This window comes from Terrisporobacter vanillatitrophus (genome assembly GCF_051148895.1).
Classification (GTDB): domain Bacteria; phylum Bacillota; class Clostridia; order Peptostreptococcales; family Peptostreptococcaceae; genus Terrisporobacter; species Terrisporobacter vanillatitrophus.
In genome coordinates, this window is sequence record NZ_CP154625.1 from 998,831 (window position 1) to 1,022,573 (window position 23,743).

The 23,743-nt window shown below is 28.1% G+C and carries 21 protein-coding genes and 2 pseudogenes; 20 read left to right on the plus strand and 3 right to left on the minus strand.

From position 1 onward, the window contains the following. Window positions 1-8 precede the first annotated feature (8 nt). The 20 genes and pseudogenes from rfbA to TVTCOM_RS05130 all read left to right on the plus strand — a co-directional run bounded on the left by rfbA (window position 9) and on the right by TVTCOM_RS05130 (window position 20,984). Window positions 9-920, plus strand: a complete 912-nt coding sequence (gene rfbA / locus TVTCOM_RS05035; RefSeq protein WP_434798755.1) for a glucose-1-phosphate thymidylyltransferase RfbA — start codon at window positions 9-11, stop codon at window positions 918-920. A gap of 12 nt (window positions 921-932) precedes the next feature. Continuing rightward, window positions 933-1,490, plus strand: coding sequence for a dTDP-4-dehydrorhamnose 3,5-epimerase (rfbC, locus tag TVTCOM_RS05040; protein ID WP_434798756.1), 558 nt, complete (start codon window positions 933-935; stop codon window positions 1,488-1,490). An 18-nt stretch (window positions 1,491-1,508) separates the two neighbouring features. Further along, complete coding sequence (rfbB, locus tag TVTCOM_RS05045) at window positions 1,509-2,531, plus strand: dTDP-glucose 4,6-dehydratase (protein ID WP_434798757.1); 1,023 nt, start codon at window positions 1,509-1,511, stop codon at window positions 2,529-2,531. A 63-nt stretch (window positions 2,532-2,594) separates the two neighbouring features. Beyond that, a complete protein-coding gene (gene cps2T, locus TVTCOM_RS05050; RefSeq protein WP_434798758.1) occupies window positions 2,595-3,746 on the plus strand; it encodes a beta 1-4 rhamnosyltransferase Cps2T in 1,152 nt (383 codons plus the stop codon). Window positions 3,747-3,758: 12 nt separating this feature from the next. Further along, complete coding sequence (locus tag TVTCOM_RS05055; RefSeq protein WP_434798759.1) at window positions 3,759-5,132, plus strand: glycosyltransferase; 1,374 nt, start codon at window positions 3,759-3,761, stop codon at window positions 5,130-5,132. Next, on the plus strand, window positions 5,133-5,831 hold the full coding sequence (locus tag TVTCOM_RS05060) for an acyltransferase (protein WP_434798760.1): 699 nt from the start codon (window positions 5,133-5,135) through the stop codon (window positions 5,829-5,831). Beyond that, window positions 5,828-6,676, plus strand: a complete 849-nt coding sequence (locus tag TVTCOM_RS05065) for a glycosyltransferase (RefSeq protein ID WP_434798761.1) — start codon at window positions 5,828-5,830, stop codon at window positions 6,674-6,676. Before TVTCOM_RS05060 ends, TVTCOM_RS05065 begins: the two co-directional genes overlap by 4 nt. 103 nt (window positions 6,677-6,779) lie before the next feature. Further along, complete coding sequence (locus tag TVTCOM_RS05070; RefSeq protein WP_434798762.1) at window positions 6,780-7,814, plus strand: glycosyltransferase family 2 protein; 1,035 nt, start codon at window positions 6,780-6,782, stop codon at window positions 7,812-7,814. A 46-nt stretch (window positions 7,815-7,860) separates the two neighbouring features. Next, window positions 7,861-9,168, plus strand: a complete 1,308-nt coding sequence (locus TVTCOM_RS05075) for a hypothetical protein (RefSeq protein ID WP_434798763.1) — start codon at window positions 7,861-7,863, stop codon at window positions 9,166-9,168. 64 nt (window positions 9,169-9,232) lie between these two features. Then, entirely contained in the window at window positions 9,233-10,369 is a 1,137-nt protein-coding gene (locus tag TVTCOM_RS05080) for a polysaccharide pyruvyl transferase family protein (RefSeq protein ID WP_434798764.1), read from the plus strand. A 24-nt stretch (window positions 10,370-10,393) separates the two neighbouring features. Beyond that, window positions 10,394-11,926 carry a lipopolysaccharide biosynthesis protein gene (locus TVTCOM_RS05085; protein ID WP_434798765.1) on the plus strand — a complete coding sequence of 511 codons (1,533 nt, stop codon included), beginning with the start codon at window positions 10,394-10,396 and terminating at the stop codon, window positions 11,924-11,926. A gap of 2 nt (window positions 11,927-11,928) precedes the next feature. After that, entirely contained in the window at window positions 11,929-13,077 is a 1,149-nt protein-coding gene (locus TVTCOM_RS05090) for a Coenzyme F420 hydrogenase/dehydrogenase, beta subunit C-terminal domain (protein WP_434798766.1), read from the plus strand. 226 nt (window positions 13,078-13,303) lie between these two features. Next, the gene (locus tag TVTCOM_RS05095; RefSeq protein WP_434798767.1) at window positions 13,304-13,660 is read left to right on the plus strand and encodes a transposase; all 357 of its coding nucleotides are present in this window, start codon (window positions 13,304-13,306) and stop codon (window positions 13,658-13,660) included. 86 nt (window positions 13,661-13,746) lie between these two features. Further along, window positions 13,747-14,034 (plus strand): hypothetical protein, encoded by a 288-nt coding sequence (locus tag TVTCOM_RS05100; protein WP_434798768.1) that lies wholly within the window; start codon window positions 13,747-13,749, stop codon window positions 14,032-14,034. A gap of 418 nt (window positions 14,035-14,452) precedes the next feature. Next, entirely contained in the window at window positions 14,453-14,686 is a 234-nt protein-coding gene (locus tag TVTCOM_RS05105; RefSeq protein ID WP_434798769.1) for a hypothetical protein, read from the plus strand. Between the two features lie 297 nt (window positions 14,687-14,983). Further along, window positions 14,984-15,115 (plus strand): annotated as a pseudogene (locus tag TVTCOM_RS05110) (sugar phosphate nucleotidyltransferase); the annotation flags it as partial. Window positions 15,116-15,845: 730 nt separating this feature from the next. Continuing rightward, window positions 15,846-17,660 carry a group II intron reverse transcriptase/maturase gene (gene ltrA / locus TVTCOM_RS05115; RefSeq protein ID WP_434798770.1) on the plus strand — a complete coding sequence of 605 codons (1,815 nt, stop codon included), beginning with the start codon at window positions 15,846-15,848 and terminating at the stop codon, window positions 17,658-17,660. A 109-nt stretch (window positions 17,661-17,769) separates the two neighbouring features. Continuing rightward, window positions 17,770-18,555 (plus strand): annotated as a pseudogene (locus TVTCOM_RS05120) (UTP--glucose-1-phosphate uridylyltransferase); the annotation flags it as partial. 131 nt (window positions 18,556-18,686) lie between these two features. Beyond that, the gene (locus TVTCOM_RS05125; protein ID WP_434798771.1) at window positions 18,687-19,580 is read left to right on the plus strand and encodes a DUF368 domain-containing protein; all 894 of its coding nucleotides are present in this window, start codon (window positions 18,687-18,689) and stop codon (window positions 19,578-19,580) included. A 258-nt stretch (window positions 19,581-19,838) separates the two neighbouring features. After that, window positions 19,839-20,984, plus strand: coding sequence for an SH3 domain-containing protein (locus TVTCOM_RS05130; RefSeq protein WP_434798772.1), 1,146 nt, complete (start codon window positions 19,839-19,841; stop codon window positions 20,982-20,984). 38 nt (window positions 20,985-21,022) lie between these two features. Here TVTCOM_RS05130 and TVTCOM_RS05135 read toward each other — a convergent pair whose 3' ends face one another. The 3 genes from TVTCOM_RS05135 to TVTCOM_RS05145 form a co-directional block, all read right to left on the minus strand. Next, on the minus strand, window positions 21,023-21,358 hold the full coding sequence (locus TVTCOM_RS05135; protein WP_434798773.1) for a hypothetical protein: 336 nt from the start codon (window positions 21,356-21,358) through the stop codon (window positions 21,023-21,025). After that, complete coding sequence (locus tag TVTCOM_RS05140) at window positions 21,359-21,709, minus strand: PqqD family protein (RefSeq protein WP_434798774.1); 351 nt, start codon at window positions 21,707-21,709, stop codon at window positions 21,359-21,361. 102 nt (window positions 21,710-21,811) lie between these two features. Next, window positions 21,812-23,728: an OPT family oligopeptide transporter gene (locus TVTCOM_RS05145; RefSeq protein ID WP_434798775.1), complete on the minus strand. Its 1,917-nt coding sequence runs from the start codon at window positions 23,726-23,728 to the stop codon at window positions 21,812-21,814. Between the last annotated feature and the right edge of the window lie 15 nt (window positions 23,729-23,743).

The window sequence follows — 23,743 nt, forward strand, 5'->3', positions numbered from 1 at the left end:
GAGTAATAATGAAAGGTATTATTTTAGCTGGAGGATCTGGAACAAGATTATATCCTATAACAAAATCAGTATCAAAGCAGTCATTACCCATATACGACAAACCTATGATATATTATCCTATGTCTGTGTTAATGCTAGCAGGGATAAGGGAAATCTTGATAATATCAACACCTAGAGATTTACCAATGTTTAAAGAATTATTTGGAAATGGAAATGATTTAGGTCTTAATATAGAATACGCAGTACAGGAGCAACCTAATGGACTAGCTGAAGCGTTTATAATAGGTGAGGAATTCATAGGAGACAATAAAGTAGCTTTAGTATTGGGAGACAATATATTCTATGGGTATGGTTTTAGTGAAAGACTTAAAAATGCAGTGGAAAGAGATGAAGCTACAATATTCGGATATCATGTAGTCGACCCACAGGCATTTGGAGTTGTAGAATTTGATAAAAACTTCAATGTTATATCAATAGAAGAAAAGCCAAAAGTACCTAAGTCAAATTATGCAGTACCAGGGCTTTATTTTTATGACAATGATATAGTTGAAATAGCTAAAAATGTTAAACCATCAGATAGAGGAGAGTTAGAAATAACATCTGTAAATAATGAATACTTAAAAAGAGGGAAACTTAAAGTTGAATTATTTGGGAGAGGAATGGCTTGGCTAGATACGGGAACTCATAAAGGTCTATTAGATGCATCTAATTATGTTGAAGCAGTTCAAACTAGACAGGGTTTATACATAGCTTGCTTAGAAGAGATTGCTTATAGAAAGAAATATATAACAAAAGAGCAATTAATAGAACTAGCTAAACCACTTATGAAAACTGATTATGGAAAGTATTTAGTAAAAGTATCAAAGGAAAATTTAGAAGATGAATTTGAATCAACAAGACAATTAGTTGAATCTTTATAATAAGGAGATAAGATGGGAAACTTTAATTTTATAGAAACTAAAATAAAAGATTTATACATAATAGAGCCCAAAGTATTCGGAGATGACAGAGGATACTTTATGGAAACTTATAATAGAAGAGATTTTGTTGAAGCTGGGCTTGATATGGAGTTTGTTCAAGATAATGAATCGAAATCTAAAAAAGGTGTACTTAGAGGAATGCATTTCCAAACTAAGTTTACACAAGGAAAACTAGTTAGATGTACACAAGGAGCAGTATACGATGTTGCCGTAGATTTAAGAAATGGGTCGCCTACTTATGGACAATGGGAAGGAATTCTTCTTTCTGCAGAAAATAAAAGACAGTTCTATGTTCCAGAAGGATTTGCTCATGGATTCTTAGTAGTATCTGATGAAGCTGTATTTAACTATAAATGCACTAATTTATATGCACCAGAATATGATGGTGGATTATTATGGAATGATCCCGATTTAGGTATAGAATGGCCTATTGACGGAATAGAACAAATAACATTATCAGAAAAAGATAAAGTACAACCAAGATTAAAAGAATTGAACTTACCGTTTTAATATAAAGGAGAGTAACAAATGAAAAAGATATTAATGACAGGGGGAGCAGGTTTTATCGGAGGAAACTTTGTTCATTATATGGTTAACAAATATCCAGAATACATGATAGTAAATTTAGATTCGTTAACTTATGCAGGAAATTTAGAAACTTTAAAACCAGTAGAAGATAAGCCTAACTACAAATTTGTAAAAGGTGATATAGCTGATAGAGAATTTATATTTAATTTATTTAAAGAAGAAAAATTTGATATAGTTGTGAATTTTGCAGCAGAATCTCATGTTGATAGATCAGTAGAAGATCCAGGAATATTTGTAAAAACAAATGTTATAGGAACTCAAGTATTATTAGATGCTTCTAAAGAATTTGGTGTAGAAAGATATCACCAAGTATCTACAGATGAAGTATACGGTGACTTACCACTAGATAGAAAGGATTTATTCTTCACAGAATCAACACCTTTAAATCCGTCTTCTCCATATTCAGCATCAAAAGCAAGTTCAGATTTCTTAGTACATGCTTACCAAAGAACCTTCGGATTACCAGCTACTATATCTAGATGTTCAAATAACTATGGTCCATATCACTTCCCGGAAAAGTTAATACCACTTATGATATCAAGAGCTTTAGCAGATGAGAGTCTTCCAGTATACGGGAACGGAAAAAATGTAAGAGACTGGTTGCATGTAGAAGATCACTGTTCTGCAATAGATTTAATAATACACAAAGGAAAAGTTGGAGAAGTTTACAATGTAGGAGGACATAACGAAAGAACTAATTTAGAAGTTGTTAAAACTATATTAAAAGCTTTAGACAAGCCAGCAAGTTTAATAAACTATGTAACTGATAGACCAGGGCATGACTTAAGATATGCTATAGATCCTAAAAAATTAGAAAATGAATTAGGATGGAAGCCTAAGTATAACTTTGATACTGGTATAGCTATGACTATTAAGTGGTACTTAGACAATGAAGATTGGTGGAAAAATATAATATCAGGAGAGTATACAGCATACTTTGAAAAAATGTATTCAAATAAATAAGAAAAATTATTGATGCTAGTCTTGAATTTTGGACTAGCATATATTTAGAGAAGGGAACAAATTATGAAACATGTTTTTATTATAGGTTCTAAAGGTATACCTGCAAATTATGGTGGATTCGAAACATTTGTAGAAAAACTTACAGAACAACAGAAAAACAAAGAAATTAAATATCATGTATCATGTTTGGCGGATAACAATAATGAATTTGAACATAATGGTGCTAGATGCTTTAATGTAAAAGTTCCTAATATAGGTCCAGCCAAAGCTGTATATTATGATATAACTGCATTAAAAGAATGTATAAAATATATGAAAGAAAATAAAATTGAAAATTCAATTGTATATATATTAGCTTGTAGAATAGGTCCTTTCGTTGGTAAATATAAAAAACAACTAAAGAAGCTAGGTGGAGCTTTATTTGTGAATCCAGATGGTCATGAATGGAAGCGTGCTAAATGGAATGCAGCAATAAGAAAATATTGGAAGATATCTGAAAAATTAATGGTTAAGCATGCAGATTTATTAGTGTGTGATTCTATAAATATAGAGAAATACATTAAAGAAGACTATAAACAATATAATCCGAATACTACATTTATAGCTTATGGAGCAGATATGGAAAAATCCAAATTAAATGATAATGATCCTAAACTACTTAAGTGGTACGAAGAAAAAGGGGTTAAGGAAAAAGAATATTATTTAGTTGTTGGAAGATTTGTTCCTGAAAATAATTACGAGACTATTATCACTGAGTTTATGAAATCAAATACGAATAAGGATTTCGTATTGATTACTAATGTAGAGCAAAACAAATTCTATGAAGAATTAAAAATAAAGACTGAATTTGATGAAGATTCTAGAGTAAAATTTGTTGGAACTGTGTATGATCAGGAATTATTAAAGAAGATTCGTGAAAATGCATATGGTTATTTCCATGGACATGAAGTTGGAGGGACTAATCCGTCATTATTAGAAGCCTTAGCAACTACAGATTTAAATATATTACTAGATGTAGGATTTAATAGAGAAGTAGGGCAGGACGGAGCAGTGTATTTTAAAAAAGAAGATGGTAACCTAGCTAAACTTATAGATACTAAGTTCGCTGCAGATGACATGATTACTTTATCTAAAAAAGCTAAAGAAAGAATAAACTTAGAATACACCTGGACAAAAATCGTTAGTGATTATGAAAAATTATTCTTAATAAAATAAAGAGGTGTAAAAATGAGAATATTACATTATTCTTTAGGATTACCACCGTATAGAAGTGGTGGACTAACAAAATACTGTACAGACTTAATGGCTGAGCAAGCTAAATCAAATAATAAAGTTTTCCTTTTATTTCCGGGTAAAATAAACTTTATAAAAGATGGAGATGTGAAAATAAAATTTTATAGAAACTATAAAAAAGTAAAAGTATATGAACTGATCAATCCCTTACCAGTTCCAATATTAAATGGGGTATCTAATCCCAAATTATTCACTAAAACATGTGATAAAAAAGTACTTAAAAACTTTTTAGAAACTATAAAAATAGATATAGTGCATATTCATACATTTATGGGACTGTATAAAGAGTTTTTAGAAGTATGTAAGGAATTAGGTATAAAGATTGTATTTACAAGCCATGATTACTTTGGTTTATGCTCGAAAGTAAATTTTATTGACTATCAAGGGATGATATGCGAAAACATAAATTTTGAAAAATGTGCTAAATGTAATGCATTAGGAGATAGTATTAAAAAAATCAAAATACTTCAATCACAACCTTATAGATATATCAAGGATAAAGGTATTATTGATAAACTAAAAAAACATGTAAATTTAAATAAGAATAGCAATTCTAGTGAAGAAAGCAACACTGGTATTGAAAAAATTAGTGGAAAATATGAGTATATTATTTTAAGCAAATACTATCATTCAATGTTTGATCTTATAGATAAAATATTCTTTAACAGTGAATTAGCGAAAAGTATATATCAGCGTTATATAGATATAGATGGATTGACTATACCTATAACACATAGCGGAATAAAAGATAATCGAAAAATTAAAGAATATAATCAAAGTAAGTCATTAAAATTAGCATATTTAGGACCATATAAAGAATATAAAGGATTTAATTTTTTATGTGATATTATGGGAAAATTACAAAATAAAGGATATAACGAAATTGTATTAAATGCATATGGAGATACGAATACAAATTTAGAAATTTCCAATAACGTAAAAATAAATGGAAGATATTCTTATTCAGATTTAAACGCAATATTTGAGAATACGGAAATATTAATTGTACCAAGTATTTGGAATGAAACTTTTGGGTTTATAACATTAGAAGCTTTAAGTTATGGTGTACCAGTATTAGTAACAAACAAAGTAGGGAGTAAGGACTTAGTTTGTAAGGATAGATTTAATAAAGGTGAAGTAATTGAATTATCTAAAGATATAATGAAAAATAGAATTGAACAATTCTATAAAGATAAAACAATACTTCAAAAGTATAACTATGATATAGTAAATGATAATTTTGAATATTCAATCGATAAACATTGTATCAATATTGATAGTGAATATAAAAAATTACTGGAGGAATAAATGAGATTCATAGAATATTTAATAAAAAAAATAAAAGGAAATGATTTTGAATTAGATAAAGAAATATCTTTAGGATACTTGTTAGGAAATATAGTATCAATGAGTCTGAATTTAATTAGAGGTAATATAAAAACACTTACAGCAAAGAAAAATAGTATGTTAATTTTTGTTGGGAAGAAAAGCAAGATAAGGATGAACAAAAAAATCAGACTTGGAAAAGGCGTTAATATAGGAAACTATGTTGTGATAGATGCTTTATCTAAAACGGGTGTGAATATAGGTAATAATGTTAGAATAGGTGATTACACAAGGATATTATGCACAGGAAGCTTAAAAAAACTTGGAATAGGATTTGAAATTGGAGATAATTGTGGCATAGGAGAAAATTGCTTTTTGGGATCGGCTGGGGGAATTAGTATAGGTAATGACGTAATAATGGGTCAAAATATTAGATTTCATTCAGAAAATCATAATTATGAAGATATGAACATTCCAATAAGAATGCAAGGTGTAACTAATAAAGGTATAAAAATTGGGAATGATTGTTGGATAGGATCTGGAGTTGTATTTTTAGATGGATCTGAATTAGGTAATGGATGTGTAGTAGGAGCAAATTCGATAGTAAATCGAAAATTTGATGATAATAGTATTATTGTAGGTATGCCAGCTAAAGAGATAAAGAAAAGAGGTGAAGTATGAATAGAATAACATTTGTAATACTACATTATGAAACTATAAATGATACAGAACAATGTTTAAAATCGCTTGAAAAGTTTTTAACCAATAAAGGTGTTAGCATAATTGTTGTAGATAATGGATCGAATAAAGGAAAATTAAATAACTTAAAAGAACGCTATAAGGATAGTGAATCTATAATATTTTTGAGAAGTGAGTCAAATTTAGGATTTGCAAAAGGAAATAATATTGGGTTTAAATATGCTAAAAATTATTTAAATCCAGACTTTATAATACTTACTAATAGTGATACTGTATATGAACAAGATAATTTTATTGAAATTCTTGAAAATTCATATCAAACAAATAAATTTGATGTAGCAGGTCCTAAGATAATTTCTATGGCTGATGGAAAAAATCAAAATCCTGTCATAAAAATATATAATAGTAAAGAAGATGTAGAGAAAAGATTATTAAAGTTCAAAATATTAATGATGTTTAGTTATTTAAATTGTGATACTAAACTAAAAAACTATTTTAGCAAAGGCATTACAGAAGTGGGCACTGATGAAGAAACTGATGACATACAATTACATGGTGCATGCTTAATATTCTCAAAAAAATATATTGATAAATATAATGGGTTATATGACAAGACATTTATGTACGGAGAGGAAAGTATACTAAAACATATAGTAGACAAAAATAATATGTCAATGATTTATATAGATGAACTAATGATATACCATAAAGAAGGATCGGCTACGAATTCAATTTATGGAAAAGGAGTACGAAAAAGACAATTTTACTATAAATGGAATATTGAAGGATGTTACCATTTGAAAAAACTTATGGAAGAAAAAAAGTAAAATATTTGATTTTTATATAATTAGTAGTTACTTTAGAAATAAAAAATAAATTACTAAAAAAATAAAACTATTATATAAAATATTAGATAAGAAGGTAAAAAATATGAAAAAAATTAAAATTAGTATAATAATACCTGTTTATAATGTAGAGAAATATATTAAAGTATGTCTAAATAGTGTATTGAATCAAACAATAGAAGATAAAGAAATAATATTGATAAATGATGCATCCATAGATAATAGTTTGAAAATAATAAAAGACTATGAAAAATTATATCCTAAGATGATAAAAGTGATAAACTTAGGTGAAAATAAAGGACAAAGTTATTGTAGAAATTTAGGTATAGATATTTCTGTTGGAGAATATATTGGATTTGTAGATTCTGATGATATTGTTTCTCCTAATATGTTCGAACAATTAGTGAAAAATGCTATAAACGGAAATTCGGATATTGCTATGACTGAATTTAATGTATATGGTGAAAACATAAAACAAGATGATTTAAAGAGTATTAATAATTATAATATAAATAAAGATATTAAATTTGAATCAATAAGTACTATTAAAGCTCTGAAAAAATTTTTAAAAGGTGAAATAACAGGTTCTCCGTGTACTAAAATATATAAACGTAATTTACTTGTAGAAAATAATATAAGATTTCCTGTAGGAAGATACTATGAAGATATGCAAGTAATATTAAGCTCAATAATTAATTCTAAAAATATAATAATAAATAATGATAAATTATATTACTATAGAAATAATTCTTCATCTACAACAAAGAGAAACATTACAAAAAAACATATTTATAGTATAGAAAAAGCAATTCAAGATATTAATGAATTATATACAAACACTCAAATGAGAGAATTGAATAATTCAAAAATAAACTATGATATTTGGATAAATAGTATGTTAATTGATAATCAAATCTTATTCAAAATAGATAATAATTTAGATATTGACATAAAAGATAGTAAAGGAATCTATAACATTAAGAAGTTGAAATTTTTCAACGTAATGTTTGCTAAAGATGTCATATTAAAAAATAAGCTTAACTATATTTTGATTAAATTAAATTCGTATATTTACTTAAAAACATTTAAACAAAGAATAAAAAAGACAATACTAAAGTAAAGTATTAATTTAGTAAAAATAAATTAATATATTAGGAGAATTACTAATGAGTAAAAAAGTTATCGAAAATAGTAAACTAAACCCATTTGAGTTGATGATTTTATTATATTTACTATTACAACCGTTATTACTGAAGTGGGCTATAGATAAATCATTTATTAAGTATATACAAATAATATTATTAGCATATTTCATATTAAGATTAGTTAAAACTAAACAAATTTGTAAGTCGACTATTATAGTTAATGCTATAAGTATCATACTGATATTAATAAACTTACTGAAATTTGGTATTGGGGAATATTACTATTTTAATTTAATAATATGTGGATTTGGAAATATAATGATATTAGTTTTTTTGGGAAATTTAATTAAAAATAAACGTAAAAATATAATATCCCAAATAATAAAAATATTCTATGTATTTTCAAATTGTTATTTTATTATTAATATACCAATAATATTAAAACAATTGGAAAAAACGTATTTTATGTTTAGATTTCATGAAATGAATCCAATGTATGAAGATCATATCACGGGACTTATAGGATCTAGTGGAACTCATAGATTAACTTTTTTTTGGATATCATTAATAGTTGTAAATATATATATGTATAATAAAATTAAAAAAAAATTATTATTAATATATATGGCATTACAAGTTTGTTTTATGGTATTTATATCATCTCAAAATGATAATACTGCATTTTTTTTAATATTTCCGATAATTATAATTCAAATATTAGTATTATTAGTTGATAAAATTAATTTTAAATTAATTATAAAAATAATATGTTCTTTTTCTATTATAAGTGTGATAACAATTACTTTATTTAATAGTAATGAAGAAATAAAGGAGTTTTTTAATAATAGAGTATTAGAAAAAATTTATCAGTATACTAATAATGCTGACAAACATAACAGTAATATAAAAAATAAAGAAGAACGAATAGAATTATTTGAATATGCTTTAGAACATGGGGATGGATATAAACTAGGTAAAGGTATAGGAAGTGTTACATATAGTGATAAAAGTATGCCAATTCATTTTGGAATGAGTGAAATTTCTATAAAAACATATGAAGGTGGATTAATATATTTAATATGGCTCATACTTATATACGCATATTATTCATATAAAATTATTTTATATACGGATAATTTTAGTGATAAGAAAAAAAGAATAATATTTGTGATATTACTTTTAGACTTTATATTATTTAGCACATATACACAAATATTTTCAACTTCAGAAATACTGATTTTCTGGGGAATTACATTGCTTATATTTACAATGATTAATAATGAAGATAATAAAAAGGCTGGGATATTAAACAATGTTTATTCCAAGTAGATATAAAACTATATTTAAAATTATTGAAAAATAACATATAAAGGATAATTAACAGGAGAGGCATATGAATAAAGTAGGAATAATAACTTTAAATGGGTATTTCAATTATGGAAATAGATTACAAAATTATGCATTACAAGAATTTATAAAAATGAATGGATATTTTTGTGAAACAATAATAAATGAAACCTTTTTAGATAAAAGTAATTTATTGGGAATTAAGAAAAAAAATAAATTACAAATACTATTAAATAAGGACTTTAGAAGTATTTGTATAGCTATAAATAATAGAATAAATAATAAAAAATTAAAAGATATAAATTATCAAAGAACTAAAATATTCAAAGATTTTTCTAGAAAATATATAAATGAAACAGATTTCTCAATAGAAGTAGGTAAAATAAATAAAAATTTACAAAATGACTACGCTTACTTAATAGCTGGAAGTGATCAAATATGGAATCCTTTTGACCATTTGGTATCAGAGGTTAGTTTTTTAACTTTCGCATCTAAATATAAAAGAATATCATATGCTCCTAGTTTTGGAGTATATGATATTCCTGAACAAGAAAGAGAAAATTATAAAAAGTGGTTATCTGAAATGAAACATATATCAGTAAGAGAAGATGCTGGAGCCAAAATAGTAAAAAACTTAACTGGAAGAGATGTTCCTGTAGTTGTAGATCCAACTATGATATTAAACAAAAAACAGTGGATGTCGATAGCTGAAGAATCAAAATATAAGCCAAAAGGAAAATATATATTAACATATCTTTTAGGTGGGGGATCAAAAGAGCAAAAGATTAAGGTAAAAGAGATTTCAAAGAAATATAATTTGGAGATAGTAAACTTAGGTGATATAAAAGATGTAAAACATTATATTACGGGTCCAAGTGAATTTATTGATTATATAAACTCTGCTAGTATATTTTTAACAGATTCATTTCATGGATGTGTATTTTCAATGTTGTTAGATACACCATTTGTAGTTTGTAATAGAGTTGGGCAAAATTCAAAAACATCTATGGAATCAAGGATTGATACATTTTTAGAAAAGTTTGCATTGGAAGATAGAAGATTTGTAAATATAAATAATATCAATTTATTAAATTGTGACTATACAAAATCTAATGAATTATTAGAAATAGAAAGAAAAAAAGCATGGGATTATCTAAGTAATGCATTTAGCAGTAATAACTAATTTACCACAAGGCAGGAAAAGTCGATGAAAAGAAATGAACTAAAATTAGGAGCAATACTATCATACTTATCTTTATTTTTAGGAACATTCATTCAGATTTTATATACTCCTATAATGATAAGATTATTAGGACAAGCTGAGTATGGATTGTTCACTCTAGCAAATTCAGTAATTGGGTACTTAGGAGTACTAGAATTTGGAATAGGAAATGCAATAGTAAGATATACAGCAAAATATAGAGCCAATAACGATAAAGAAGGGGAATACAATTTAAATGGAATGCTTATAATAGTATATTCTTTTATAGCTATAGTAGTTGCAATAGCAGGAAGTTTATTAGTAAGCAATTCAAATAAGTTATTTTCAAATGCATTATCTGTGAGTGAATTAAATACTATAAAAATATTAATGTCTTTGATGATATTTAATATGGTAATAGCATTTCCTTTTGGTATATTCAATTCTATAGTAAGTGCATATGAAAGATTTACATTCCAAAAAATATTAGGAATAATTAGAACAATATTAAATCCACTTGTCATGCTACCTCTATTATTTATGGGATATAAGTCTATAGGTATGACTGTGATTAGTACGGCACTAAATATAATTTTTATAATAGTTAATGTATACTATTGCTTCAAAGTATTAAAAGTAAAGATAAGATTTAATAATATGGAATTTTCTTTATTTAAAGAAATATTCACTTACTCATTCTTTATATTTTTAAATATGATAGTAGACAGAATATATTGGGGAACCGATCAATTAATATTAGGTGCAGTTTCAGGCGCAACAATGGTTGCAATATACTCAATAGGATCTCAATTTAATAATTATTATATGACTTTTTCAACTGCTATATCAAGTATATTTTTACCTAGAGTTACTCAGATGGTCACTAAAAATGTATCGGATAAAGAATTATCAGATTTATTTATAAAGATAGGCCGAATACAGTATCTAGTTCTATCATTTATATTAAGTGGATTTATACTTGTTGGTAAAGAATTTATACAAATCTGGGCTGGAGAAGGATATAATACTTCTTATTATATAGCATTAGTAGTTATGATCCCTTTAACAATACCACTTATACAAAATTTAGGTATAACCATATTACAAGCTAAAAATATGCATAAATTTAGATCTAATCTATATGTAGTCATTGCATTGATGAATGTAATTATGAGTATACCATTAGCTTATAAATTAGGTGGATTTGGATGTGCTCTTGCTAGTGGAGTCTGTTTCTTTATAGGTAATGGTTTAATTATAAATATATATTATTATAAAAAAATAAATATAGACATACCTGATTTTTGGAAAAATATAGGGCGGATGACTATCCCGGTGTTAATTAGTTTATTATGTAGTAACTTTATAAATTTATTTATACCAGGTTATACACTTAGTATTATAATTGCAAAAGGATTAATATTTACTATGATATTTATATCACTTATGTGGCTTATGGGAATGAATGAATATGAAAAGAATTTAATGAGAAGTTCATTTAAAAAGATATATTTAAAGTTAAATATAGTGAGAGGTTAAGTATGATTGAGATAAAGAAAAAATCAGAATGTTGTGGATGTTATGGGTGTACTAATGTGTGCCCTAAACAATGTATAGATATGAATATAGATAATGAGGGATTCTGGTATCCAAAAGTTAATAAGGATATATGTATAGGATGCGGTTTATGCGAAAAAGTATGTCCAGTTATAAGTGAAACTAAAAAAGAAGAGTTCAATACAAAAGCATACGCATGTAAAAATAAGAATGAAAAAGTTAGATTAAGTAGTTCTTCGGGTGGAGTTTTTACAAATTTATGTGAATATGTAATAAAAAACAATGGTGTTGTGTTTGGAGCAGGGTTTAATGAGAATTTTGAAGTTGAACACAGTGAAGCTACTACAATAGAAGAATGTGAAAAATTTAGAGGATCTAAATATGTTCAAAGTAAGATAGGTAATACTTATAATCATGCTAAACGATATCTAGATGAAGGTAAAATAGTATTATTTAGTGGAACACAATGTCAAATAAAAGGATTAAGTTTGTATCTCAAGAAAAAATATAAAAGCTTAATATTAGTAGATATTATTTGTCATGGAGTGCCAAGTCCTTTGGTTTTTGATTTATACAAAACTAATTTGAAGAAGAAATACAATTCAGATATAGAAAGGATAGGATTTAGAGAAAAAGATAAAGGTTGGAAAGAATTTAGTTATGAAACTAAGTTTAAAAATGGGGAAAGATATATAAAAACATTACACGAAGATACATATATGAAAGGTTTTCTAAAAGACTTATATCTAAGACCTTCATGTTATGAATGCAAAGCAAAGAACTTTACTAATAATAGTGATATATCATTAGCTGATTACTGGGGAGTACAAAATAAACACTCCGAATTTGATGATGATAAAGGTATTTCTTTAATACTAGTTAATAGTAAAAAAGGACAAGAGATATTTTATAAGATTGATGATAATATGGAAATAGTTGAAACTGATTTAGATTATGCCACATCTTATAATCCATGTATTGTTAAATCTGTTAAATATAATCAAGAGAGAGATAGATTTTTTAAAAAACTTAATGGAAATAACTTAAATGAACTTATAGAAAAAAATATAAAAGTTTCTATGAGTAAAAAAATAATATTAAAAATTGAATCTATATTGTCCAGAATAAAATAAAGATATTAAATAGAACGGAGTCGTAATGTTATAACTCGGAAGAATTGATAGGGAACAGTAATAGGATTTCGGATGCGCACGTTGTGTGTGGAATCTTATATTATTAGCAACTTAGCCACTGCGTGTCTTCGAAGCCACCTGGCAGATTGTGCGAAAGTCTCTAAATATGATATTCTAGGTATAATTAAAAATAATCGGGAGAATTATATTATGAACTACATCCAAAATGGAACATATAGAATCTTATGTTGAAGAAAATAGTGAAGTAAGAGTTATAGATATAATAATAGATAAGATGGATATAAAATCTCTAGGATTTAAAGTGCCAAATAATGAATCTACTGCTAGACCAGCCTTTAATCCGAAGGATTTGTTAAAATTGTACGTTTATGGATATTTAAATGGAATTAGATTCTCTCGTAAATTAGCTAATCAATGCATAATAAATAGGGAAGTTATCTGGTTACTTAAAGACGTAAAATCAAAATATAGAGTAATAAGTGACTTTAGAAAAGATAATATAGATGTACTAGAAAAACTATTCAATAACTTTGTTGGTTATTGCATGGATTTAGGTAAATAGGGTAAGGAATTAGTGCTATTGATGGAACTAAACTATAGGCATCCGTGTCTGAATGAAAATACTATAGCAGGAACAAATTAGCTAAAATGAAAGATATTGCAGAGTCTAAGATAAGAGGATATCTACATGGCCTTGAGATGCTTGATAAATTAGATGATAAGTATGATGCAAATTGCTCTTTAATTGAAGCAAATATTAATAAGTTAAATGAAAAAATAGATAAATATTTAGAGTTTGAAAACACTATGGATGAAACTGGAGAAAATGAGATAAACTTAGCAGATAGCGGTGCTAGAACAGTTAAACTTGGTGCTCACCAAGGAATTGATGTTGAGTATAATGTTCAAGCAGTTATTGATAAAAAAATAAGCTAATAGCAACATTTAAAGTAAGTAATTTTTCAGCAGATCAAGGTCAATTATATAATATGTCAAGCAAAGCTAAAGAAATTTACAAAGTGGATACGTTAGAAGTTCTAGCAGATTTGATGGTAGTGATATTGATAAGTGTAAAAAGGACAATATAATTACTTATGTTTCAAAACCTGTATATTCAAATATAATAGGCGATAGTAGATATTTTTATAATAAATTTAAATATAATAAAGAAACAAACACTTACACTTGCCCTAAAGGGCAAACATTATTTTGAATAACCAAGAAAACTGATACAAAATAGAAAAAATATGCAAATTCTGATGCATGTAGCATCTGTATTAATAGATATGAATATACTAAATTTAAATGTGATAGAACTATTTTTAGAAATGAATTTAGTTATATTGTTGATGAAATGGTAGACAGAGTAGAAAAAGACAAAACTAAATACTTACCAAGAAAATACATAGTAGAACACACTTTTGGAGCGATAAAAAGAAGTATGAATTTCACTTATTTACTTCTTGGAAATCTTACAAAAGTAAAGGGGGGAAATTTATCTTGTTTTCTTTTCATGCAATTTGAAAAGAGTAATCAATATATTGGGTTTAAAAGAGATAATAGAGTCTATTTATTTGATTTTATATAAATTTAAAAAAGCGTTAGCCAGTAAAACTTACTGTATAACTCTTTGTAATATGATAAAAATCTAGTTTTCGCACAGGTGTAGAATATAAGATTGATGGACACTTATAGCTTTTAAAATCTTATGTTGAAAAATAGAAGATATAGCTAAAAATAAATAAATAAAGGTGATAACAAAAATGTTGCCCACCTTTGGAAATAGATATTTGATCGAAGTGAGTTTTGATCAACTGAGATAACCGAAGTGGTAGCCAAATCATCTCGTTGGAGACATGAGCGAAGCAAATTTTTGGAGGAGTAAATGAGAAAAAATACAATAAGAAAAGCAATTATACCAGCAGCAGGACTGGGTACTAGATTTTTACCTGCAACAAAAGCACAAGCAAAAGAAATGTTACCAATAGTAGATAAACCAACTCTACAATATATAATAGGTGCGACTTGTTGCTAGACAAAGGTAAGCGTGGGTTTACTACAAAACTAGCCTAATAATTAATAATTATTAGAACTGATATTACGAAAGGTAGAATGATAGGGTAACGCCTTGAAATGCCTTCTCAAAGCTACGACTAGCGCTTGGATAGGTAAATATCAAAGGGTTAGAAGCTCGTTAAAATGGCTGAGAGCCACCCTAACAAAATTATGCTGAGGAAATGCGAACTGGAGGCAGTCGAGTGGTGATAGGCCTAGAGTCTAAAAATATCTATGGTTAGTATGTTCATAAGAACTGACGAAGTTGGGAATGTACGGGTCTAAATGTATAATGTTCAGAAATGAATATGGCACCAAAGTGCAGTAAGTGTGGATTAGTAAAACTCTATTATATGAAACTCCATATAGTGTTACAGGCACTATCAAGCTTACAGGCTCATACCAACGACCTAAGGGTACATGTTATAGATAGTAATATCGGAACAAGGAAAGCTTGGAATATAGAGGCTTTACCGCCTATGAAATATTGATAAGGAAAATTCTACGAGTATAACTTATCTTAATCCAAGTGAGAGTGGTGGCATGAAGCGAAGATAAATATTGTAATGATATTTTAGCAATAGCCACTAGACAATTTGTACATTGATAATTAAATACTGAATAGTCCAAGGTTCGAGTAAGACTAAGAGATACAAAACCGAAGGTATTTATACAAGGAGGAAGTAGTAGACTTGGAGGAAAGCTTAACCTTAGAGAAAAGACAATTACTAAGAAATAATGAATATTACAATATGCAAGATACTTTTGATGAGATATATTTAAATTCTTGTAATAATCATAAATTTGTTAACCTTATGGATGATATAACTAGTGAAAATAACATTTTACTAGCATATAGAAATATCAAAAATAATAAAGGCTCAAAAACCGTAGGTACTGATAATAAAAATATTGAAAGTCTTAAAAAACTAAGCAAAGATGAATTTGTAGATTTGATTCAAAGGAAATTTACAAATTACACTCCCAAAAGTGTTAGGAGAGAAGAAATTCCTAAACAAGGAGGAGGGCTTAGACCGTTAGGTATTCCTTGTATTGATGATAGAATAATACAGCAGTGTATTAAGCAAATATTAGAGCCAATATGCGAAGCAAAGTTTCATAAACATAGTTACGGATTTAGACCTAATAGAAATACATCACATGCAATAGCAAGGTGTATGCACTTAATGAATAGGAATAAACTTCACTATGTCGTGGATATAGATATAAAAGGATTTTTCGATAATGTTAACCATGGTAAACTAAAAAAACAGCTATGGAAACTGGGAATTAGAGATAAAAAACTTTTAAGCATAATTGGTAAAATATTAAAATCAGAGATACAGGGAATTGGAATACCTACAAAAGGTACGCCACAAGGTGGTATTATAAGCCCATTACTAGCAAATGTAGTTTTAAATGAATTAGATTGGTGGATTAGTTCACAATGGGAAACCTTCAAATCACAACATTCATATAAAGCTAGTAATAATAGGTATAGGTCTCAAAAAAGGACTAACCTAAAAGAAATGTGGCTTGTAAGATATGCAGATGATTTTAAAATATTTTGTAGAGACCATAAATCAGCTATAAAAATATTTAATGCAGTTAAACAGTGGTTAAAAGAGCGATTAGACCTAGATGTTAGTAAGAAAAAATCAAAGATAACAAATTTAAGGAAAAACTACACAGAGTTTTTAGGATTTAAATTAAAGGTAAAGTTGAAAGGTAAAAAATATGTATGTAATAGTAGAATGACTAGCAAGGCTAAACAAAATACTATTAATAAATTAAAACAACAGATAAAAGATATACAAAAAAGTCAAAATAATAAACAAGTATCAAAGCTTAATTCAATGATACTAGGTAGCCATAATTACTATAAATATGCTACGCATGTGAGTAAAGACTTTTCGGAAATAGATTTCTTAGTAAGAAAAACCTTAAGAGCTAGATTAAAGAATATAATGAATAATAAACCTAAATTATCTAAAACATATGAAAGACTTTACGGAAATTACAATGGTAAGCCAATAACTATTAAAAATATAACAATGTTTCCTATCTACGGCTGTAAAACCAAAAATGCATTATGTTTTACACAAGACAAATGTAATTATACATCTGAAGGAAGAGAGTTACTTCATGATAGTTTGTTTGGATTTGATGATATAGTACAATATTTACTTAGTAACCAATACCAATCAGAGTCAACAGAGTTTAATGATAATAAGATATCATTGTTTGCAGGTCAAAGAGGTAAATGTTATATTACAGGCGAAGCCTTGCAAATTGGTTTTATGGAATGTCATCGCAAAGTTCCAAAGAGCCTAGGTGGTACTGATGAGTATAAAAACCTTGTGTGGTTAACAACACAGGCTTATGAGATTATACACAGTACTGATTTGGGTACAATAGCTAAGTATCTAAATAAGATGAGTTTAGATAAAAAAGGTTTAAAAAGAGTTGATTCTTTAAGAAAGTTAGTAGGAAATTCAGTTATTTAATTATTAAAATGTTTAATTGTTGGAACGCCGTATGAGGGGAAACTCTCACGTACGGTGTGAAGTGGGGGAAAAGTTGGCGATAACCTCAAAGATTTACCTATCACTATAAGAAGCTATAGAATCAGGCATAGAAGAAATCTTAATAGTAACAGGTCGTAACAAAAAATCTATAGAAGATCATTTTGATCGCAGTGTAGAGCTTGAGTTAGAACTTGAAAACAAAGGAAAAAAAGAAATGCTAGACATGGTTCAAAACATATCAAACATGGTAAACATCCACTACATCAGACAAAAAGAACCAAAAGGATTAGGACATGCTGTTCACTGTGCAAAAAGTTTCATAGGAGATGAGCCTTTTGCTGTATTACTTGGAGATGACATAGTAGATGCTGAAGTTCCATGTTTAAAGCAAATGATAAATGCTTATGATGAGTACAAAACTTCTATACTAGGGGTTCAACAAGTAGCTAGGGAAAATGTGAACAAGTATGGGATACTTGATGTTAAACATATAGAAGAGAGAGTTTATAAAGTAAAGGATATGGTAGAAAAGCCAGCAGTGGAAGATGCACCATCAAATATAGCCATATTAGGAAGATATATAATAACTCCTGAAATATTCAACATATTAGAAAATCAAGCACCAGGAAAAGGTGGGGAAATACAGCTTACTGATGCTCTTCAAACTTTAGCGACTAAAGAAGCTATATATGCATACAATTTTGAAGGAAGAAGATATGACGTAGGTGATAAGTTAGGCTTCTTAGAAGCTACTGTAGATTTCGCACTAAAAAGACCTGAACTTAGAGATGACTTCATATCATTCTTAAAAAGTAAGTCCATAAGTGAAGATATTAAATCTATAGGAAAAGGAGTTGCCATAACTACAGAATAATTTAACTTTTACCCCCAGAATCCGTATAAGATAAGGGGGTAAGTTTTTATAATAAACATACATACATACATTCATAGAATTTATAGGGGGTGAATTATATATATACATTAAATTTTATTAGAGGATTCTGTATGGCTCTGGCAGATAGTGTGCCAGGGGTATCAGGAGGTACAATAGCATTTATATTAGGTTTTTATGATGATTTTGTGAATTCATTAAATAACTTAATATCTGGAAATAGAACAGATAGAATAAAAGCATTAAAATTCTTATCTAAAATAGGAGTAGGATGGACAGTTGGTTTTATATTATCAGTTTTATTTATAACATCCATATTTGAAAAAAATATATATGAAATAAGTTCTTTATTTTTAGGATTTATAATAGCATCTATTCCACTAATAATTAAATCAGAAAGAAAAACATTAGAAGAAAATTATAAAAATATAATATTTTTAATATTAGGAATAATAGTCGTTTGTCTAATAACTTACTTTAACCCAATGAAAGGTAGTGGGCACAGTTATTCTATTAATTTAGATAATTTAAGCCTAGGATTTGGAGCTTATATATTTATATCTGGAATGATAGCTATATCAGCCATGGTTTTACCAGGGATATCAGGTTCTACCATACTACTAATATTTGGTCTTTATACACCAATACTTAAGGGTGTAAAAGGTGTAATTAAGTTTAATTTTGATTACTTGCCAGGTGTCATTATATTTGGATCTGGGATTTTAATAGGCATTTTTTTAACTGTAAGAGGTGTGAGATCTTTGCTTAGAAAATTTAGACCACAAACAATATATTGCATAATAGGTCTTATGATAGGGTCAATATATGCAGTTATTTTGGGACCTAAGTCGCTGGAAATACCAAAGGAAGCAATGGATATAACAACATTTAATGTAGTATTTTTCCTTATGGGATGTACATTAGTTCCAGCACTTGAAAAGCTTAAAAGCATACTTAAAAATAAAAGCGTAGAATCAGAAGATAATACAGAAGTAAAATATATTTAAAATGGAGTTTGATGAAACTAATCCAACTAATACTTATAGGCTCATGCTACAGAAACTTATTTAATACCTTTAATACTTTAAGTTCCTTTAGAAAAGAGGGATTACATAAGTATATTTGGTAATGATTATGACACTAAAGACAACATAGTGGTCATTAATAGGAGATGAAGAATATAGATATAATAGTATAAATTGTAAATTTATGCTAATCTATTAATAGTATAATAAAAATATGTATTAAATAAAGGAGGACAAGTGGTGAAAATAAAAAAAATAATTATATCAATGCTTGCTATAATGAGTACCATCAATTTACCAACTAACAAATTTTATACATACGCTAATAATCTATATAGCACAGAATACATAAAAAAACAGGAAGAACAATTTATAAGTAATAACTATTTTGGAACTAGCAAAAATGACTATGAATACATATCTGGAAATATACCAATATTAATATCTGCACCTCATACAGTTAAACAATGGAGAAATGAAAAATATAAAAGTGCAGATATTTATACAGGTGCACTAGCTAAAGCATTACATGAATCTACAGGAGCGCATATAATTTATAAAGCTAGTACTAATGGAGACGAAAATTATACAACTAAAGAAACTGAGTATCGTAAAAAAATAAAGGAAATAGTTGCAAAAAATGACATAAAAATAATTATTGATCTACATGGTATGGCTTCTAGCAGAGATAGTGATATAGATATAGGAACTGGAAATAGTAGTAATATTAACTTATTAGGACAAGATTATATACTATCTTTAGTAGAAAGTTCTTTAGGAAACAATAACTATACAGTTAATAAATACTTCAGTGGTGGCAAGCCTTATACAATGTCTACTTATTGTTCTTCAAAGTTAGGAGTACCTACATTACAACTAGAGATAAATAAAAAATATAGAAGTTCAGACAGTGAGAGTTTCAGCTATATGGCAAACAAATTAGCTGGAATGATTAATGAGCTTTCTAATAAAGCGTGTGCATCTGAGGGTAAGATAGTTAATGTTAAAAAAAGTTTGAATTTACGTAGTAGCATGTCTACTGCTAGCAGAACTAATATAATAGATAAAATTAGCCTTAATACTTCTGTTAAAATATTAGACAATATAGAAAATGGAAAAATAAATAATGACTGGATAAGAATTAAGTACAATAATAAAGTCGGATATGTAAAAAGCAATTACATTAGATTATATAATGTAGGAAAAATAGTCAATGTAAATAAAAATATTCGATTAAGAGAAAGTGTGTATACTAAAAGTGCCACAGTTTCTAGAATACCAAAAGGATCTTATGTTACTATATTGAGTAATGGAAAAACATGTAAGGTTAAGTATAATAATAAACAAGGATATATTAGTAAAAAATATTTAGATGTAATATATTAATAATATTATCATATTAAAAAGTGGCCTTTAGCCCTTTTTTAATTGTTTTTTAAAACATATCCTTCAGTAGTTTTCTCAATTAAATTTCTATTAATCATAGTATTAATAATATTTTTAGCAAAGCTTGATGAGTTTTGAACTATCATCTTGTCTTTACTATAAAAAAGAGAAGCCTTAATATTTTTCACTTCATTTTCAATATCTTTTTTAGTTAAAACTTGCTTTTTATTAAAAGCTTTTAACACCTTAGTCTCAGCTTTTTTATAAAGTTGACTCATAAGATCTTTAGATTTATTTTGTTCTTTAATAATTCCCCAGGAAAATATAATAACAGTAGCAAGGGCAAACATAAGTATATAAAGTATGTATTTCATCTAAGCGCCTTCTTTCTTTAGATTTATAAATTTATTATCATCAAGAATATTTATAAAAGCTACAAGTCTGTCATATAAAGGGTCAGCACTTTTACCAAAGTGATTTTTCACATCTTGAGCAATATGATAAACTGATTTCTTATCATCAATACAATTCCATATAAAGCTACCATGTTTATCTAATTTTATATTGCTTTTTGCAGGAGCCTTGAAGAATTTTTGTGCTATCTTATCAAAAAATCCTTTTCTACTTACTTCTAATACGATCATACCTGAAGTATCTTTTGACCAAGAAATATCAGGATTTTTTATGGGAATAAAGTTTAAGTAGTTTTTAGTATTTTGCTTCATATTTACCTCCAGGTGTTTCATAATATTAAAATATAAGCAAAGTACTCTATTAAAACAGAGTACTTTGCTGGGTTAAATTCAATTCTTTAGTCTGAAAAAAATCTAAGCCTTAGACTTTTCCTTATCTTTGTGTAAAATTGTATATTTTAGTAAAGTAAAGATTAGAAGGGCAAAGAATACTATTGCACCTATTTGACCTAAGTTAATTGATTCAGATAAATTGATTATATCTCCAATACTTTTACCACCTATTTTGATTATAGCCAAAATAGCTAGAAGAACACCAACTAGACCTTCACCAGCTATAAGGCCAGAAGTATATAGAATTCCTTTGTCAACTTGTGCTTTTTTCTCTTCTTCTGTAGATTTCTTTCTTTTTTCTGTAAATAATCTTACTAGACCACCTACCATTATTCCAGCACTTAAGTGGATTGGAAGATATAGTCCAACTGCAAATGGAAGTATTGGAATACCAAGAACTTCTACAGCTAAACCTATACTAGCACCTGCAAATATTAATGGCCAAGGAAGATTTCCGTTCATAACACCCTCAACAACAAGCTTCATAAGAGTTGCTTGTGGAGCAGGGATATCTTTTGAACCAAATCCCCATGCAGTATCTAATAAATAAAGAACTGCACCTATTGTTACTGCAGAGATTATAACCCCTACTATTTCTCCTAACTGTTGTTTTCTAGGAGTAGCACCAACTATGTAACCAGTTTTTAAGTCTTGAGAAGCATCACCAGCTATGGCAGCTATAATGCAGATTATAGAACCTATTGCTATAGACCCAAGCATTCCTTCGTGACCTACCAATCCTGAAGCTTTTAAAGCTAGAGTAGATATAAGTAAAGTAGCTATTGCCATTCCAGAAACTGGGTTATTACTACTTCCAACAAGTCCAACAAGTCTTGATGATACTGTTGCAAAGAAGAAACCAAATACAGCTATAATTACTGCTCCAAGTAAGTTAACTGGAATAGTAGGTATTAACCAAATTGCTACAATTACTGCTAAAGCACCAAACAGAACCACTTTCATAGACATGTCTTGGTCAGTTCTTAATGTAGAGTTTTCTCCTTTTATAGAGTAGTCTTTCATAGCTTTTGAGAAAGTATCTACTATTAAAGGAAGAGATTTGATTAAACTTAAGATACCACCAAAGGCAACAGCTCCAGCTCCGATGTATCTTATATAACTATCCCAAATTCCCCAATATCCTAAAGTACTAACAGGATCTGTTGCAGGATAAAGTACTGCATCTGCACCAAACAAAGATATCATTGGTATAAGTACAAACCATCCAACTAATGCACCAGAGAACATATATCCTGATATTTTGTAACCACAGATATAACCAACCCCCACAAGAGCAGGCAATACATCAATACCTATGGCACAGTTTGTGTACCCTGGTATTGACCATTCTATTTCACTAGGGAAAATTTTAAGTCCATCTGCAATAAATTTGTAAACAGCAGATATACCAAGTCCAGCGAAAACTATAGAAGCTTTTGATCCACCTTCTTCACCAGCAAGTAAAACCTCTGCACAAGCAGTTCCTTCTGGATAAGGTAGAGTACCGTGTTCTTTAACAATCAGCGCTCTTCTTAGAGGTATCATAAAAAATACTCCAAGTAAACCACCACATAAAGCTATAAGTGCAATTTCTAGTAAGCTAGGGCTACCAATTCCCCATTCTTTCATCCATATAAACATGGCAGGTAGGGTGAATATGGCACCAGCGGCTAAAGATTCACCAGCAGAACCTATAGTTTGAACTATATTGTTTTCAAGTATAGATTCTCCTTTTAAAATAATTCTTAAAATACCCATAGATATAACTGCTGCAGGTATAGATGCAGACACAGTCATACCAACCCTTAAACCTAAATAAGCGTTAGCAGCACCGAATATAATTGCGATGAGTGCACCTAAGATGATTGACGTAGCAGTAAATTCAGGAACTACTTTGTTGGCAGGTATAAAGGGCTTAAACTCTTTTTGATCCTCCATTACGAAAGTCCTCCT

Bases quoted from the DNA above. Each gene is read 5' to 3' on its own strand.
- rfbC (WP_434798756.1), top strand. From the start codon at position 933: ATGGGAAACTTTAATTTTATAGAAACTAAAATAAAAGATTTATACATA.
- TVTCOM_RS05055 (WP_434798759.1), top strand. From the start codon at position 3,759: ATGAGAATATTACATTATTCTTTAGGATTACCACCGTATAGAAGTGGT.
- TVTCOM_RS05075 (WP_434798763.1), top strand. From the start codon at position 7,861: ATGAGTAAAAAAGTTATCGAAAATAGTAAACTAAACCCATTTGAGTTG.
- TVTCOM_RS05060 (WP_434798760.1), top strand. From the start codon at position 5,133: ATGAGATTCATAGAATATTTAATAAAAAAAATAAAAGGAAATGATTTT.
- TVTCOM_RS05095 (WP_434798767.1), top strand. From the start codon at position 13,304: ATGGAACATATAGAATCTTATGTTGAAGAAAATAGTGAAGTAAGAGTT.
- rfbA (WP_434798755.1), top strand. From the start codon at position 9: ATGAAAGGTATTATTTTAGCTGGAGGATCTGGAACAAGATTATATCCT.
- TVTCOM_RS05145 (WP_434798775.1), bottom strand. From the start codon at position 23,728: ATGGAGGATCAAAAAGAGTTTAAGCCCTTTATACCTGCCAACAAAGTA.
- TVTCOM_RS05085 (WP_434798765.1), top strand. From the start codon at position 10,394: ATGAAAAGAAATGAACTAAAATTAGGAGCAATACTATCATACTTATCT.
- TVTCOM_RS05090 (WP_434798766.1), top strand. From the start codon at position 11,929: ATGATTGAGATAAAGAAAAAATCAGAATGTTGTGGATGTTATGGGTGT.
- TVTCOM_RS05140 (WP_434798774.1), bottom strand. From the start codon at position 21,709: ATGAAGCAAAATACTAAAAACTACTTAAACTTTATTCCCATAAAAAAT.
- TVTCOM_RS05070 (WP_434798762.1), top strand. From the start codon at position 6,780: ATGAAAAAAATTAAAATTAGTATAATAATACCTGTTTATAATGTAGAG.
- TVTCOM_RS05135 (WP_434798773.1), bottom strand. From the start codon at position 21,358: ATGAAATACATACTTTATATACTTATGTTTGCCCTTGCTACTGTTATT.
- rfbB (WP_434798757.1), top strand. From the start codon at position 1,509: ATGAAAAAGATATTAATGACAGGGGGAGCAGGTTTTATCGGAGGAAAC.
- cps2T (WP_434798758.1), top strand. From the start codon at position 2,595: ATGAAACATGTTTTTATTATAGGTTCTAAAGGTATACCTGCAAATTAT.
- TVTCOM_RS05065 (WP_434798761.1), top strand. From the start codon at position 5,828: ATGAATAGAATAACATTTGTAATACTACATTATGAAACTATAAATGAT.
- TVTCOM_RS05125 (WP_434798771.1), top strand. From the start codon at position 18,687: ATGGCTCTGGCAGATAGTGTGCCAGGGGTATCAGGAGGTACAATAGCA.
- TVTCOM_RS05100 (WP_434798768.1), top strand. From the start codon at position 13,747: ATGAAAGATATTGCAGAGTCTAAGATAAGAGGATATCTACATGGCCTT.
- TVTCOM_RS05105 (WP_434798769.1), top strand. From the start codon at position 14,453: ATGGTAGACAGAGTAGAAAAAGACAAAACTAAATACTTACCAAGAAAA.
- TVTCOM_RS05080 (WP_434798764.1), top strand. From the start codon at position 9,233: ATGAATAAAGTAGGAATAATAACTTTAAATGGGTATTTCAATTATGGA.